Consider the following 13,736-nt stretch of genomic DNA (forward strand, 5'->3'; position numbering starts at 1 on the left):
GACGTCTCCTTGGCATTCAGGTGTTGAAGGAAAGGATGAGTGGTTTTGCGAAGAGGCGAGCCCATGCGACCGCACTCGCATGTTGAATCGCGACGATGGACGTGCCTTTTGTCCACCAACCGTTTCCGACCGCGACAACGACGTCCGGATCGTGGAGCATGGATTGGAGAATGGGCCAGACGATCAGTTGCTCGTAACAGATCAGCGGCGCTATCCACTTGCCGGCGGCGGTCGCAACCGGGTTTGCGAAGACATGCGCCCGAGCACCGCCGCTTAGACCGAGCAAGGGCCGCCATGGCTGCCACATCGAGCCGGGAACCGGCATACGCTCCCGATAGAGGATCTGGGCACCGGCGGCCGAGAGGGCAACCAGAACATTGTCGTATTCGCCCGCATTGACGATCGCCGCACCCGCAATGACGGTGACTTCGGTTCTCTGCAGCGCCCGCAGCCAGAGTCGCTCCACCGTCGGTGTCCAGAAGCCAAGAGTGCTTTCGGGAAGCACGATGACGCGCACATCCCCTGATGCGTGACCCTTCACCGTGGCAATCAGATCACGATGCCTGACCATGCTCACGTCACGACCGAGCGAAGCGCCCAGTTCGAGATCGACGCCTTGCCACGTTTCCGGTAGCGTCGGGTCGGTCCAGAATGCGGCGGACCACAACCAGAAGCCTGAAAGAACGATTGCGACAGCTGGCCACATGCGGGTAACGAGGCCCATGAGGCCGGCTGTCGTGGCAACAAGCCCCCACCACCCCCAACCCGGAAACAGCACGCCTGCGGCGGTGATCGGGTGCGCCCAGCCGATAATGCCGATTGGCGGAACAGCCATCAGCACGGCTGCCGCAAGATAGCGAAACGGCCGCGCGCGTTCCCACCCCGTCCAGAGAATTGTGTGGACGCCTAAAAAGCCAGCTGAAGCGCATAGCCATAGAGCCAGGCCTGGCCCGAGATCCGACGCATAGAAGGCGGCGACGCCCTGCGGCAGTCCTCGGGAGGCCGCCAGGAAATAACCGGCCGAGACATATGCGGCTGTCATTCTCGTTGGCGCAAGCGCCCATACGATTGGAAACGTGAAGGCGACCGGAAGCAGCAGGACGTAGCCGCTCCAAGCAACCATTCCCGCGGCGATGGAAGCGGCAATCAACAGATATGGCCGACGGAACTCACGGCGCATAGGTGAGCACCTCTTGTGCCAGGCCAAGGATGCCCGCCGCGGGCAGGGGTCCGAAGTAACGGGAGTCATAGGAGCCCCTGAACGGGGAATGCAGGAAGACGCTTCCAACAGGGACGTTGCCCTCGGCAAATGGCGTCAGCGACCGACCCTTGCCGTCCCGTTTCGCCAGGTCAGAAAATGCGATCGGGCGTCCGTCGATCGACACCGCTTCGCCGATTTCGACATGCTGCCCGGCCATGGCGATGACGGTCTTGATAAGCGGCGCGACCCCGCCCGGGCAGGTTCCGAAGCGGAGATAGCCGCGTTCTCTCGCCACGCGCATCGCCAGCGTTTGCGGCGGGCAAATGAAAACGAGATCACCAGCCGCCGGCGGTCGATCGAGCGCAACGATGCGCCAGAGACCGAACGGTTCGCTGGGTGTCAGGTTGATGCGGTATCCGCCTGGTATCCCGATAGCAGCAATGCCTCCGACAACAAGTGCCGACGCCAACAGGATCATGACTGCATTCGCCCTTCGAGCGCTTCTGAGCCGACGCGCGGAAACGGACGCCGTCATTTGAGAGAAAGCCCTTGGGCTTTCGTCTGGCGCAGCGTCTCTGCCTGTTTCAGCGCCACCGTCGTGCGCTCGTGCGCGGCGAGCTGCTGCACCGTTCGCATCAAATTCCACGCCGACTGGACTTGCGTCCTCTGCCCGGCTGTCATTCCAGCGGTAACGGCGTTGAACGTCTGGCCGTTGGCTTCCTTTGCAGCAAGGGACAAGAAGGTTCGTTCGCCAAATCGCTCCGAGACCGCTCGCGCAAATCCCTCCAGCTCAGCCTTGACCATCTTTTCCGCGAGCGCGAACTCCAGGCCGGCAGGCAGGTCGTTGCGATCGATCGCGTCGCGGACCCGCTCGAGCGTCTGTTTGGCGTTCGCCGAGAGCGCAGGGATATCGATCGACACCTTCAAGCGGACGGCGCGCTCCTCAACCCCGAACTTGCGCTCGGCTTCCGCCCGCTGGCGCAGATAGCGCTCAAGGTTGCGCGCAAGCGCCGGCGCATTGGTCTCGGCCTTCTCGCGTTGCTGCTTGTCGGCGCGGCTTGCAAAAACCCCGGTCTTGCCCTTCAACATTCCGAACTGCTCTGGCTGCGATCCGATCTTGGCGAGCGTCGTCTTCGCAACGGTTCCGTCCTTCAGCATCGCGTCGACATTGACAGCCTTGAACGCGGCCTCCGGCTCAGCGTAGACAAGATGGAAGCGGGTCGAGACTTCGTCCCACTGCTTCTTCAATCCAGGATCGGCGGCGACCTTGTCCACGATCGCCTGGTCGATCGATTTGGGATGAGTGGTGATGCCTGAGACCATCGGTCTTGCCTCCTTGATGCTGTCTTGTTTTGAGGATTGCTGGATGCCGCGGACGAGCCCGAGCTTGGCCGCAACGGCGGCAAGCCGGGCGCCCAGTTCAGCAAGTCTGTTCTTCTGCCGAATGGTCCATTCCAACCGGTCGCGAACGAGGGTCCGGGCGACGGTGACGGGATGCAGGCCGCGCGCTTCGGCGAAACGAAGAGCCTGGCGATAGAACGCGCCCTTGTCGTAATCGAGCGTGGTTTCCTTCAAATTCTTCCGCGACAGGATCGGGATCAGGCCGCCTGCCTTCGCGAAGGATCGCGCACCATAATAGACGCCGAGATCCTCGCGATGGCGGGTCATCGCCACATAGGTCAGATGCCGATCGAGCGAGAGCGACGCCAGCACCTTCACCCGGTCGACGGTGGCACCCTGGCTCTTGTGGATAGTGGTGGCATAGCCATGATCGAGGTTGTTGTAGAAGCGCTGTTCAACCGTGACCTGGCGGCGATGTTCGCCCTCGCCGATCTCCGCGACGATGCGGCCGTGCGCTGCCTCGACGATTCTTCCCAACATGCCGTTCTTGACGCCGAGCGAACCTTCGTTCTTCAGGAAGACGATCTGGTCGCCGGCGGCGAATTTGCGGATGCCCTCCTCTGTCTTGAAGACCGAACCATCCTCAATGATCCCGCGCTCGATGAGTTTTCCACGCGCCAGTTCGTTGAGCATGCGGACATCACGGCGCAGATGCGCAAGGATCAAAGACGACTTGGCAAGATCGTAGTCGCGGTTCCAGTCGGCGACAAGGTTTGAGAGCGCGTCGGCCTTGAGCTCGGCGCCGATCACCTTCCCGTTCGAGCGATAGGCATCGACTGCCTTGCCGACATTGCCACGGGCAAGATCGAGCGAGGCATCGCGCATCCACTGCTCGCGCTGACGGTAGATGGTTTCGAGCTCGGCATAACCGATCCGATCGGCAATCGCGCGGAAGGCGGCACCCGCTTCGATCGGCTGAAGCTGTTCCGGATCGCCGACAAGAACCAGCTTGGCTCCGGCCTTGGTCACCGTCTCGACCAGGTGCGCCATCTGCCGCGACGACACCATGCCGGCCTCGTCGAGAACGAAGACCGTCTTTGCGTCGAGCTGGTTTCGGCCTCCGTTCCAGCGAAGCTCCCAGGACGAGAGCGTACGCGAGGCGATCCCTGCTTCCTTCTCCAGACCTTCGGCAGCCTTGCCGGCGAGCGCGCCGCCGACAACGCGGTATCCGGCGGCTTCCCAAGCCTCGCGGGCCGCTTTCATCATCGTCGTCTTGCCGGCGCCGGCGCGGCCGATGACGGCCGCGATCCGCTCGGGTCGGGCGACGTGCTCGATCGCCGTCTTCTGCTCCTCCGACAAGCGCGAATGGCGCGCGAACGTCGCCTCGAGCACCGCTTCCCGAACGCCATGCGAAGATCGCCCCGAAAGCCAGATCGCCCGGTTGGCCATCTCCGCTTCGAGCCGGATCAACTCGCGCGTCGTGTACTTGGCCGGCACCCGTGTGCCGGTCGCAAATGCAATCCGCTCACGCTCGAGACGGAGCGCTTCTGGGCTCTGCAGGACACGAACCATCAGGCTTTGGAACAGCGCGGCATCATCGATATAGCGATGCAGAATCTTGGCAACGTCCCGCTCATCGAAAACGCTCTTTTCGCGGGTGATAAGGTCAAGGACGATCTCAGGCCGGCGCTGCATGCGACGTGCGTTCTCACTTCGCCGCGCCTCCTGCAGTTGAATCCGTTCGAGCTTTGGCGACGATGGCGACGATTGGCTTTGCGCCTGCTCCGCCTTCCGGTCGATGGCCGTCGCACCGACACCGACATGGATGGTCGGCTCCACCTCGATGCGCTGTTTTTCGAAGGATCGGCCATCGATGCGGATGTCGAGACCAGCCATCGCGAGATGACGGTTCTGGCAGGCGAACCATCCATCGCGAAACCCGTTGAAATCGTCGATGCCGCCGGCCCAGAGCTCGTAGACGATCTTGCCGGCGTCGTTGCGGATCGGCTTGCCGTCCGGCCCACGAACCGCGACCTTCTTGGCCCCGAACCCGCTCTCTGTGAGCGGCCTCAGCGTCGTCATCAGATGCACATGCGGGTTGCCGGGAGCGTCATGGTAGACCCAGTCCGCCACCATGCCCTTGGCGATGATGTGCCGTTCCACGAAATCTCGGACGAGCGCGATATTCTGCTCGGCCGTCAGTTCGATCGGCAACGCAATCGTGACGTCCTTGGCAAGTTGCGCATCGGAGCGCTTCTCGAACTCCTCGACCTTGTTCCAGAAGGCTTCCGAGGCGCCTGAGACCGAGCAATTGGCAATCATCGCCCGCAGCCACTCGGGTGCGTCTGGCGGGATGACGAACTTCTCGTGCAGGAGGCCCCGCTTGCGGGTGTAGTCGATCGTTCGCGCTTCGCGCTCGTACTCCATCTTGGCGCAGTGGCGATAGGCCGCCGACAGCACGGCGCTGCGGCCGGAGCCGCGGGCGACGATGCTGACGGAGAAATGAGGAACGGCCACGGCGGAATTCTTTCGCGGTTGTGAACGAAATCAACGCGTTCGTCGGAAGCGGCGGCCCCGCCAGTATCTCTGACCAGAACGTCGCGGCAGCGACGTATAATTGCGCCCTTGGAAGCCGCTCCTTCGGAACGGCCGGGATCATTCACCAAAGCATCGCCCTTGGCGACTGTAGGATTCACAGTAGTGCGTTCCGCACTCCGATCGGAAAGACTGGCTTCGCATGACAGTTTTCCACGAACGGAGACACACGGAATGAAAAAGCCATCCTCAAAAATCCGCGACGAAATCGCCAGGCTCCAAGAGCAGCTCAAGGCCGCCGAAACCCGTGAGGCCGAGCGCATCGGCCGGGTCGCGCTCAAGGCCGGTCTCGGCGAGGTCGAGGTTGACGAGGCCGAGTTGCAGGCGGCATTCGAGGACCTGGCCAACCGGTTTCGCGGAGGAAAGGTGGGGTCGACCGGAAAGGACAGGGCAGGAGCGGGAAGTGCTGCGAGCGGCCAAACCGCGGCGGTCCCGCCTGGCGCGGCTCAGAGCAGCGCTGGCGAGGCTTGAGCGGATGGCGCGCACTACCACCTCCGATGCCCGAAAGAAGGACACGCGGGAAAAGATCGAGCTTGGCGGCCTGATCGTCAAAGCCGGTCTTCGCTACGAGAAACGCGCGCTGTTGCTCGGCGCGTTGATCGAGCTCGGCCACCGGATCAAGGGTGACGAGATCGAACGCTCGCGGCTGCTCGCGATCGGCGCGGAGGCCTTCGGGAAAGCCGATGACTAGGATCATGCTCGTCATCGCACCCGCGGTGCTGATGGTCCTGGTCGCCATCGGCGTGACCGGAATCGAGCATTGGCTGTCCGACTTTGGAAAGACCGAGGCCGCACGCCAGATGCTCGGCCGCGCCGGTATCGCTTTGCCTTATCTCTCGGCGGCGCTCATCGGCATCGTCTTCCTGTTCGCGAGTGCCGGATCGATCCGGATCAAGTCGGCAGGATGGGGCACTGTTGTCGGCGGCGTCGGTGTCATCATGATCGCAGCAGTTCGCGAGACGATGCGGCTGTCGGCATTTATCGATCAGGTGCCACAGGGCAAGTCCGTCCTCTCGTATGTCGATCCCGCGACGCTGATCGGAGCGGGGGCGACGGCGATGGCGACCTGCTTTGCGCTCCGCATCACGCTCATCGGCAACGCGGCCCTCGCACGCGCCGAGCCGAGGCGGATCCGCGGCAAGCGGGCGATGCATGGCGAAGCCGACTGGATGAAACTCACCGAGGCCGGAAAGCTGTTTGCGGGGACCGGCGGTATCGTGATCGGTGAGCGCTATCGCGTCGACAAGGACAACGTCGGAAACCTATCGTTTCGCGCCGACAATCCGGAGACTTGGGGTGCTGGCGGCAAGTCGCCGCTCCTCTGCTTTGACGGCTCGTTCGGATCCTCGCACGGCATCGTCTTTGCCGGTTCCGGTGGCTTCAAGACGACATCGGTAACAGTTCCGACCGCATTAAAATGGGATGACTCGCTGGTCGTGCTCGATCCGTCGAACGAGGTGGCGCCAATGGTCTCGGCCCATCGCGCCGGTGCTGACCGAGACGTCTTCGTCCTCGATCCCAAGAAGCCTGAGACCGGCTTCAATGCGCTCGACTGGATTGGGCAGTTCGGCGGAACGAAGGAGGAGGATATCGCCTCGGTCGCATCGTGGATCATGAGCGACAGCGGGGGGCCGCGCGGTGTCCGCGACGACTTCTTCCGCGCATCGGCATTGCAACTGTTGACAGCGCTGATCGCCGACGTCTGCCTGTCCGGACACACCGACCAGGAGAACCAGACCTTGCGTCAGGTGCGTTCCAATCTGGCCGAACCAGAGCCGAAACTGCGCGAGCGGCTGCAATCGATCTACGACAATTCAAACTCGGATTTCGTCAAGGAAAATGTCGCCGCCTTCGTCAACATGACGCCGGAAACCTTCTCCGGCGTCTACGCCAATGCGGTCAAGGAGACCCACTGGCTGTCCTATCCGAACTATGCCGCGCTCGTGTCGAGTTCGACCTTCTCGACCGACGCGCTTGCGGATGGAAAGACCGACGTTTTCATCAATATCGACCTGAAGACATTGGAGACCCATTCCGGTCTTGCGCGGGTGATCATCGGTTCGTTCCTCAACGCCATCTACAATCGCGACGGCGAGGTGAACGGGCGGGCGCTCTTCCTTCTCGATGAGGTCGCGCGGCTCGGCTACATGCGAATTCTGGAGACCGCTCGTGATGCTGGCCGCAAATACGGCATCACGCTCACGATGATCTACCAGTCGATCGGCCAGATGCGCGAAACCTATGGCGGCCGCGACACGGCAAGCAAATGGTTCGAGAGCGCGAGCTGGATTTCGTTCGCCGCGATCAACGATCCAGACACCGCCGACTACATCTCGAAGCGTTGCGGCATGACCACGGTCGAGATCGACCAGATAAGCCGCAGTTCCCAGGCGAGGGGATCGTCGCGCACGCGATCGAAGCAACTGGCGGCGCGCCCGTTGATCCAGCCACACGAAGTTCTGCGTATGCGCGCCGATGAGCAGATCGTGTTTACGGCCGGCAATGCGCCGCTCCGATGCGGCCGAGCGATCTGGTTCCGGCGTGACGACATGAAGGCTTGCGTCGGAACGAACAGGTTTCACCCTAGCGGAAAGGCGTCTGAAGCCCGCGTGATCCAGCCGGCGCGCAGTGCAACGAGCAAGGCGGATCCAGGAGAATGAAGAGTATCGGAGAAATCAGCGTGAGCGCCGCCCGACGGGCGGGATTTCGGGAATTCTCGTCGTGCGAGAGCGGGAATCAGCGCAGCCGCAGGAGCCTCAACATTGTGGCCCGAAGGGGAGGCGGGACCGACTGCGCCCCGGACCTCGCACACTGCATTATCGGCCGTACCAGGTTGTCGGTAAACCCGAACGAACCCATGGCCGTCGTACCGTTCGGCGAAATGCATGGAGACCAAATTGGCGCAAAACAACGTGACGCCATTCCGGAGACTCCGGAAGGCCGCCGGCGGCCGCCGGCAAGAAATACCTGCTAAGCGGAAGCGACCTCGTATCGCTTATCCTCTTCGTCGCGGAAGACAATCGCGATCGTGAGGCTCGCGATCATTGCCGTCGCTGGATTCCTCTCAGCTTACGGCACAAGCAACCCCACGAGCCGCTTGGCTTTCGCCAACCTCTCGACATCGGATTCACTGTCAGCCTCGTTTTCGATCTGCGGCGACAGCCGTCACATCAACTGTGTCGTCGATGGCGATACGTTCTGGTTCGAAGGCGAGAAGATCCGCATTGCCGATATCGACACACCGGAGTTGAGCCCGCCGCGCTGCGAGGCAGAACGGCGAAAAGGGGAGGCGGCGAAGGCGCGCCTCCTGGCTCTGCTCAACGCCGGGACGTTCTCGCTTTCGACCCGCTTGCGAGACGAGGACAAGTATGGGCGCAAGCTCCGTACCGTGACCCGCGCGGGGCGCTCGCTCGGCAGCACACTCGTCCATGAAGGCCTTGCAAGGTCCTGGGACGGTGAGAGACACGGATGGTGTGATTGAGATTCGCGAGTGGATCGTCACCCGCCTGGGCGGAGACCGCGTGCGGGCTCCCGTGAGCAAAGCGAATAGAGCCGTGCGCCGAAGGCGTCTCGCTCAGCCCTTCACCACCTCCAGCAGCATCACCGATATGAATCGATCCCTGCCTATCGATTCATAAGTGTCGTTGGACGCAACCACCGGGATCAGCGATTCTGGTCTCATGATCTCTCAACCCTACCACCTCTATGTCGAACGCTCCGATGCCTCGAGGAATATGGCTCGCTACTATGCGATGTCGATTGAACCAAACCTGTTCGGGGATGTCTGCCTGCTTCGTAAGTGGGGCCGCATTGGAACCAGAGGACAGATGATGGTTCATTATTTCAGGCGGGAAGAGGAAGCGGTCCAACTGTTTCTCGATCTGCTGCGCCAGAAACGAAAACGCGGATATCGTCCGCGTGCGTCCAAGCCTTATACGAAAAGGCCCGCCGAAGCGGGCCTCGGAAAACTCACCGGCGCCGGTTCCAGTCGGTCTCGAAGGACACCTCGATCTCGACGAAAAACGGCACCTTGATAGCGAGCTTCAGGCCGAGCTTTCCCTTGCGGAAGAAGTGACCGATCACTTTGCCAAGGACGCGGAGCGGGCGGCCGGTGGCGGCCAGGAATTGAGCGAGCTGTTGCATGATGGATCTCCGTTCGAATTGCGGTCATCGCGGGGATAGGCGGCTGTCCGGAAAGGAGGGACGCACCGGAACGGCCGCAGCAGAGCGGAGGACCTGCGGTCGACTGAATTTTGTCGCGCGAGGAGCCGCTGCGCGGCGGGGAAAATTCCAGCCGCGGCAGGTTGCGTCCTGACGAACGGGCGGCAACATCCCCGATGCAGATGACAGCCGGGTCGAAAGGAGAGGCGCAACTGATCGCTATAGCAGCGTTCGGCGCCGGAGGGCTTGATCGGAGGATATTGAGCGTCGATCGTCCGCGGCCAGCGGGAGAGCGCCGAGGGGCGAAATCCCTGACAGCTGGGCGGCCGGTCGATCCGGTCGCCCGGCTCCTGGACGCGGCGAGAAGCTCCGTCAGAACGGAGGCTCGGCGTTGAGGCGGCCGTCCTGCTCGGCCAAGATCACCTCGCGTTCGGCCTGGGCGAGTTCAAGTTCGCCCTCGATCTGCCGGCGCTCGTCCACGTCGATGGCGCTCCGCAACTCGGCGCGCAGTTCTTCGATATGCTCTTCGATGATCATCGTCGTCATCTCCTGATGTTTGAGAAAGATGACGACCGCAGGCGTGATGATAGGGCGGGGTCAAGGAGCGCGGAACGCGACCGCACTGCGGCGGGTGGGGGAGCCGAAATGCGCGAGCATTTTGGGGGAACGGCCCGTCCTTGAGGCTGCCCTCTCACCACGGCAAGATGGCTCGATCTGAGCAGACCCTACCTCTCGCTTGGCAGCAGAAAGCCGGAAACCGGCTCGATGCCTGTTTCCGGCTTCAAGGACGAGAAGTTGGCCCCGCCTTGGCGGGGCCGCTGGCTCCTCAGTCCCGGTTCGGGCGGGACCAGATGAGCTGGAAGCCGTCCTCGCCTTCGACTTCCGTCAGCGTCGCGTAGATCGGAGCCGGGAAGCTCGGATCGTCGAGCTTGACCGAGAGGTAGTCGCGGTCGCTCTCGTTGGAGCGCTTCTGCCAGGCGGCGCCCAGTTCGACGGCACCCGCGTAAATGCGGAAGTGCGGGCCCTTGTCGGAGGGATTTTCGATGCGGGCGATGCGAGCCTTGACGTTGAGGGCGAGGGTGCGGATCGAGCCGGTGAAGCCGTTTTCGGTAGAGGTGAAGGTGCCGATGGTAGCCATTGTCATGTTCCTTTCGTTGTTCGGGCCGCGCCCTTCGCGGCCTCGATGGCTGTCGCAAAGACCGGAGACGATCGGACCGCACCTGAAGGCCGGAATGAAATGGAGGGCGGCCGGGAGGAACTTTGTTGTTCCGCGAGGAATGGCGGCGCAGCCGCCAGGGGAAGAAAGTTCCGGAGGGCCGTTGCGGGAAGACGATCGAGGCGAAGCCGCTCTCCGGTCAGACATGCCTCATCGAGCCCGCAGAGGGAGCGCCGGCAACAATGAGGAGTAGGAACATGGCGATGGATACCGCACGCCGTTCGAGCGCGATTGTTCAAAACGGCTCACAGGTGACACCGCGCCGGATGCCAGATGTACTGCCGCGGACACCTCGATATCGAACTCCGCAGACGCCAGTTGCTTTGATCCATATGCGGGATATCGTTGCAGCGCGATTCGTTCTGCCCAAGATCCATGCGCAAACAGACAAAGCCGTTCACAGTCGAAATCAAGCCGTCGCGCAAGCCGAAACCGGGTCCACAGAAAATGTCGATCTGGGGCAAGTTGGACCTGAGAACGGATGAAGACCTGCAGGTGAAGACCGAACCGGTGGTGGAGCCGACCACCGCCGATGGCGGAGGCCAGTCCTGATTATCTCTGAGCGGGAGCGGCGCTCGCTTTTTCAAGCCGCCTGCCGGTCCTGGCCCTCCGTCGGCTGAAGATCGTGAAGATAGGCGAGGGCACGCTGGGCATGCGCCGCCGCGTGGAAGATCGCTCGCTTGTCGCCCGATAGAACGGTGAGCCAGGACTGAAGGTAAGACGCATGATCCGGCCTCGGATCGAGCTCCGGCGCAATGCCGAGATCGGCGCAGAGGAAGCAACTGCCAAGCTCCGCAATAAGTTCCTCGCGGGCACGTTCGCTTCTATCCCTGGAATAGCGGGAAAGATCACGGCCGACACGGCTGGCCGGCGCAGTCCAGTGCGTTGCCTCATGACTGAGCGTCGCATAATAGCTCGCCGCGTCCCTAAAACTCTCGAACGGTGGCATCTGTATCAGGTCAGGGCCGGGCGCGAAGAAGGCCTGGTTTCCGCCATGGCGGATTAGTGCGCCGGTGTTGCGGAAGAAGCGGTCGGCATGCTCGACCCGTTCGACCGGATCGAGAACGGGATCCGGGCGGCGGTGAAAATGGTCGGGAAGTCCGTCGATCTGCTCGACGTTGAACACGGTATACGCCTTGAGAAACGGGATTTCCCGTTCGATCTCGCCGCCGTTGCCGTCCGTCTCGGCCTTGGTGAAGCGGCTTGCGAAGACGACCGTCGCGCCGGTTTCGCCCTTGCGTACCGCCGCCCCCAATTCGAGCGCCTGCTTGAATGTCATCCACATCGGTGAGGAATAGCCGCGGGCCATGCCCTCCGACCAAAGCAACAGAACATTCATGCCGGAATAGGGCTGGCCGTTGTGGCGCAGCGGTCGGCTGATACGGCCGTTCGTGTTCGCCGCGTTCCACGGCTTCATCCAGGGCCGAACGCCGTTCGTCAGATCCTCGATGATCTTGTCGGTAATCCTTGCGTAGATATCGGCCCGCTGGCCTTCGTCCTTCCCGCTCATGTTCAATCCTCCGGTTTGAGGAGGTCGCGCCGATCGCGACCCCGTCACGGCGGTCCGAAGGGCGGAGCGGAAAGGGGTGAGGGCACCGGTGGGCCGGAACGTACGTGGAGGACGGCGAAGCCGTTGCCCGAACACCACGCTCCGGCAGGACCAGAGCCAGACGGGGTAGCGGTGGCCGATCTCGGCGTCACTGCTCATGCGGGTTCAAGGAATGGTTTCGAGGTCGGTCGACCTGAACTCGTCCGCCGTGGCGAGGATCGGCACGCCATGGAATTTGGCGCAGGCATAATGCAGGCAATCGCCGAGGTTCAGGCCATGGCGGCCGCTGCGATAGCGGTGCGCTGCGATAAGGGCGAGCCGCGTCGTCTCGGACGCAGGCGGAAGATCACGAACCTCGATTTCCCGCGCTTCGAGGAATTCCATCACGATCGATTCGACCGCGGGCACCGGAAGATTGAACTTGTCCGGCCGTGCGAGGCCGAGGACGGTTTCGAGAATGGCGACCGGGGATGTGAAGGGATGTCTTGCAGAAGCAACGGCGTCAGAGACGCGCGCCGCCTCCGGCTCATCGGAGAGAAGCGCGATGATCGCGCAGGCATCGACGAACATCAGGCATCATCCCACATTTCGTCGAAAGCTTCACGAGGAAGAGGCATGCGGGCGCCCTCGCTGATCGCAACCCCATGCTTTTCCCGCAAGCGTGCAGCAGTCTGCAATGGCGTCTCTGCGCGATTGCGCCGCTCGATCGCCTCCCGCATGGCGATGACAATAGCGTCGGTGATGCCGACGCCGGCCATTTCGGCGAATTTGCGCGTCAGAGCGTCCGCTTCCGGGTTGTTGACGTTGATCGGCATGAGCCGTCTCCATGTAGATAATTCTCGAAATTAATGTAGATCATTGTGCGACCTTTTCCAAGGCCGTTGGCCCGCTTGCTTCTCGTCAGGGAATAAGGCGGGGCCGGAGCCCCGCTGGGAGAGCGCTCAGTCGAAGGCCGACATCTGTGCTTCGGCCGCCTTGCGATCGAGGGAGTGCCCTGGGATTTCGACGGGCCGATCGAATGGTTTCCAGGTCTCGCCGACGATTTGCTTGTATGCTGCAACGGCGCCCTCCGCGGCCATCCGAAGCGCATGAGCCTGCACGCCCATGTCGGCAGCGAACTCGCGTTTGCGCTGGGCAGCACTGTCGCAGCCGACAGGACCGTCGAGGTCCTCGTCGCGGCTGTCGTTGGCTGCCTTCGCGGTGGCGTCGCGCGCCTCGGTGACGGCGCGGCTATAGAACTGGCCTGCACCGTGGGCGGAACCGACGAAGGCGCCGACGATCCGCTGAAGATGGATCTGCATGGCCTTTTCGCCGAGGCCGTCGCTCAGAGCATCGGCCGTCTCGGAAATGAGCCGCTCATGGAGGTCGCGAATGCCGTCGCTGTCGACGATCGCGGTTCCGAAGCTCTCGGCGATCTTGAGCGCCTGGGCGCTGTCCGGGCATGTGAGTCGGACCATTTCGAGGGTTGCGCCTTTGCGCAGTTGCATGACGCGAGCGGATTGACGAGAGGGGGTTGCGGGCTTTGCCATGTTTTCATCCTTTCCAACCTCGAAGCGGCTCCGGCCCGTGCCGGCTTGCCCTTCGGTGCGGTCGCCCCGAACCGGCGGAAGACGGACGCTTCAAGGTCCGAAGACGACAGGCAGAGCGGAGCCGGTTTGCGGGCAAGCAGGGCA

15 protein-coding genes and 1 pseudogene are annotated in these 13,736 nt (G+C 62.6%); 6 read left to right on the forward strand and 10 right to left on the reverse strand.

All coding sequences use genetic code 11. From position 1 onward, the window contains the following. Positions 1–16: 16 nt before the first annotated feature. From ACQ5BM_RS25245 to traA, 3 genes are read right to left on the reverse strand one after another with little or no spacing between them, the layout of a single operon-like run. Entirely contained in the window at positions 17–1,180 is a 1,164-nt protein-coding gene (locus tag ACQ5BM_RS25245; RefSeq protein WP_065091827.1) for a conjugal transfer protein TraB, read from the reverse strand. Continuing rightward, the gene (gene traF, locus ACQ5BM_RS25250) at positions 1,170–1,679 is read right to left on the reverse strand and encodes a conjugative transfer signal peptidase TraF (protein ID WP_425349226.1); all 510 of its coding nucleotides are present in this window, start codon (positions 1,677–1,679) and stop codon (positions 1,170–1,172) included. The genes ACQ5BM_RS25245 and traF overlap by 11 nt, the downstream gene beginning before the upstream one ends. A 53-nt stretch (positions 1,680–1,732) precedes the next feature. Continuing rightward, entirely contained in the window at positions 1,733–5,059 is a 3,327-nt protein-coding gene (gene traA, locus ACQ5BM_RS25255; protein WP_429817308.1) for a Ti-type conjugative transfer relaxase TraA, read from the reverse strand. 252 nt (positions 5,060–5,311) lie between these two features. On the opposite strand from traA, the gene traC reads away from it, so the two are divergent. The 5 genes and pseudogenes from traC to ACQ5BM_RS25280 form a co-directional block, all read left to right on the forward strand. Further along, the gene (gene traC / locus ACQ5BM_RS25260) at positions 5,312–5,608 is read left to right on the forward strand and encodes a conjugal transfer protein TraC (RefSeq protein ID WP_065091824.1); all 297 of its coding nucleotides are present in this window, start codon (positions 5,312–5,314) and stop codon (positions 5,606–5,608) included. 4 nt (positions 5,609–5,612) lie between these two features. After that, complete coding sequence (gene traD, locus ACQ5BM_RS25265; protein WP_065091823.1) at positions 5,613–5,828, forward strand: type IV conjugative transfer system coupling protein TraD; 216 nt, start codon at positions 5,613–5,615, stop codon at positions 5,826–5,828. Further along, positions 5,821–7,797 carry a Ti-type conjugative transfer system protein TraG gene (traG, locus tag ACQ5BM_RS25270; protein WP_429817312.1) on the forward strand — a complete coding sequence of 659 codons (1,977 nt, stop codon included), beginning with the start codon at positions 5,821–5,823 and terminating at the stop codon, positions 7,795–7,797. Before traD ends, traG begins: the two co-directional genes overlap by 8 nt. 437 nt (positions 7,798–8,234) lie before the next feature. Then, on the forward strand, positions 8,235–8,618 hold the full coding sequence (locus ACQ5BM_RS25275; RefSeq protein WP_245305024.1) for a thermonuclease family protein: 384 nt from the start codon (positions 8,235–8,237) through the stop codon (positions 8,616–8,618). A 199-nt stretch (positions 8,619–8,817) separates the two neighbouring features. Beyond that, a pseudogene (locus tag ACQ5BM_RS25280) lies at positions 8,818–9,069 on the forward strand (WGR domain-containing protein); the annotation flags it as partial. Positions 9,070–9,106: 37 nt separating this feature from the next. On the opposite strand, the gene ACQ5BM_RS25285 reads toward ACQ5BM_RS25280, so the two are convergent. From ACQ5BM_RS25285 to ACQ5BM_RS25295, 3 genes are all read right to left on the reverse strand, one after another. Then, positions 9,107–9,280 (reverse strand): hypothetical protein, encoded by a 174-nt coding sequence (locus tag ACQ5BM_RS25285; RefSeq protein WP_172831075.1) that lies wholly within the window; start codon positions 9,278–9,280, stop codon positions 9,107–9,109. Between the two features lie 390 nt (positions 9,281–9,670). Beyond that, positions 9,671–9,835, reverse strand: a complete 165-nt coding sequence (locus tag ACQ5BM_RS25290; protein ID WP_172831074.1) for a hypothetical protein — start codon at positions 9,833–9,835, stop codon at positions 9,671–9,673. Positions 9,836–10,124: 289 nt separating this feature from the next. Beyond that, complete coding sequence (locus ACQ5BM_RS25295; RefSeq protein ID WP_167528243.1) at positions 10,125–10,436, reverse strand: DUF736 domain-containing protein; 312 nt, start codon at positions 10,434–10,436, stop codon at positions 10,125–10,127. A gap of 275 nt (positions 10,437–10,711) precedes the next feature. Here ACQ5BM_RS25295 and ACQ5BM_RS25300 point away from each other — a divergent pair, with 275 nt between their 5' ends. Further along, positions 10,712–10,999, forward strand: a complete 288-nt coding sequence (locus ACQ5BM_RS25300) for a hypothetical protein (RefSeq protein WP_429817316.1) — start codon at positions 10,712–10,714, stop codon at positions 10,997–10,999. Positions 11,000–11,097: 98 nt separating this feature from the next. On the opposite strand, the gene ACQ5BM_RS25305 is transcribed toward ACQ5BM_RS25300, so the two are convergent. The 4 genes from ACQ5BM_RS25305 to ACQ5BM_RS25320 form a co-directional block, all read right to left on the reverse strand. Then, positions 11,098–12,024 carry an ArdC family protein gene (locus tag ACQ5BM_RS25305; protein WP_429817319.1) on the reverse strand — a complete coding sequence of 309 codons (927 nt, stop codon included), beginning with the start codon at positions 12,022–12,024 and terminating at the stop codon, positions 11,098–11,100. Positions 12,025–12,228: 204 nt separating this feature from the next. Next, positions 12,229–12,633, reverse strand: coding sequence for a type II toxin-antitoxin system VapC family toxin (locus tag ACQ5BM_RS25310; RefSeq protein ID WP_142523250.1), 405 nt, complete (start codon positions 12,631–12,633; stop codon positions 12,229–12,231). Continuing rightward, positions 12,633–12,878, reverse strand: a complete 246-nt coding sequence (locus tag ACQ5BM_RS25315) for a type II toxin-antitoxin system VapB family antitoxin (RefSeq protein WP_221123671.1) — start codon at positions 12,876–12,878, stop codon at positions 12,633–12,635. The genes ACQ5BM_RS25310 and ACQ5BM_RS25315 overlap by 1 nt, the downstream gene beginning before the upstream one ends. Before the next feature lie 126 nt (positions 12,879–13,004). After that, positions 13,005–13,592 (reverse strand): hypothetical protein, encoded by a 588-nt coding sequence (locus ACQ5BM_RS25320; protein ID WP_429817323.1) that lies wholly within the window; start codon positions 13,590–13,592, stop codon positions 13,005–13,007. Between the last annotated feature and the right edge of the window lie 144 nt (positions 13,593–13,736).

The organism is Ensifer sp. B1-9 (assembly GCF_050474445.1).
Lineage (GTDB): Bacteria > Pseudomonadota > Alphaproteobacteria > Rhizobiales > Rhizobiaceae > Ensifer.

Excerpts from the sequence above, each read along its gene's own strand:
- ACQ5BM_RS25310 (WP_142523250.1), bottom strand. The coding sequence starts at position 12,633 with ATGTTCGTCGATGCCTGCGCGATCATCGCGCTTCTCTCCGATGAGCCG.
- ACQ5BM_RS25300 (WP_429817316.1), top strand. The coding sequence starts at position 10,712 with ATGGCGATGGATACCGCACGCCGTTCGAGCGCGATTGTTCAAAACGGC.
- ACQ5BM_RS25295 (WP_167528243.1), bottom strand. The coding sequence starts at position 10,436 with ATGGCTACCATCGGCACCTTCACCTCTACCGAAAACGGCTTCACCGGC.
- traD (WP_065091823.1), top strand. The coding sequence starts at position 5,613 with ATGGCGCGCACTACCACCTCCGATGCCCGAAAGAAGGACACGCGGGAA.
- traF (WP_425349226.1), bottom strand. The coding sequence starts at position 1,679 with ATGATCCTGTTGGCGTCGGCACTTGTTGTCGGAGGCATTGCTGCTATC.
- traG (WP_429817312.1), top strand. The coding sequence starts at position 5,821 with ATGACTAGGATCATGCTCGTCATCGCACCCGCGGTGCTGATGGTCCTG.
- ACQ5BM_RS25320 (WP_429817323.1), bottom strand. The coding sequence starts at position 13,592 with ATGGCAAAGCCCGCAACCCCCTCTCGTCAATCCGCTCGCGTCATGCAA.
- ACQ5BM_RS25305 (WP_429817319.1), bottom strand. The coding sequence starts at position 12,024 with ATGAGCGGGAAGGACGAAGGCCAGCGGGCCGATATCTACGCAAGGATT.
- ACQ5BM_RS25315 (WP_221123671.1), bottom strand. The coding sequence starts at position 12,878 with ATGCCGATCAACGTCAACAACCCGGAAGCGGACGCTCTGACGCGCAAA.
- ACQ5BM_RS25285 (WP_172831075.1), bottom strand. The coding sequence starts at position 9,280 with ATGCAACAGCTCGCTCAATTCCTGGCCGCCACCGGCCGCCCGCTCCGC.
- ACQ5BM_RS25245 (WP_065091827.1), bottom strand. The coding sequence starts at position 1,180 with ATGCGCCGTGAGTTCCGTCGGCCATATCTGTTGATTGCCGCTTCCATC.
- traC (WP_065091824.1), top strand. The coding sequence starts at position 5,312 with ATGAAAAAGCCATCCTCAAAAATCCGCGACGAAATCGCCAGGCTCCAA.
- ACQ5BM_RS25290 (WP_172831074.1), bottom strand. The coding sequence starts at position 9,835 with ATGATCATCGAAGAGCATATCGAAGAACTGCGCGCCGAGTTGCGGAGC.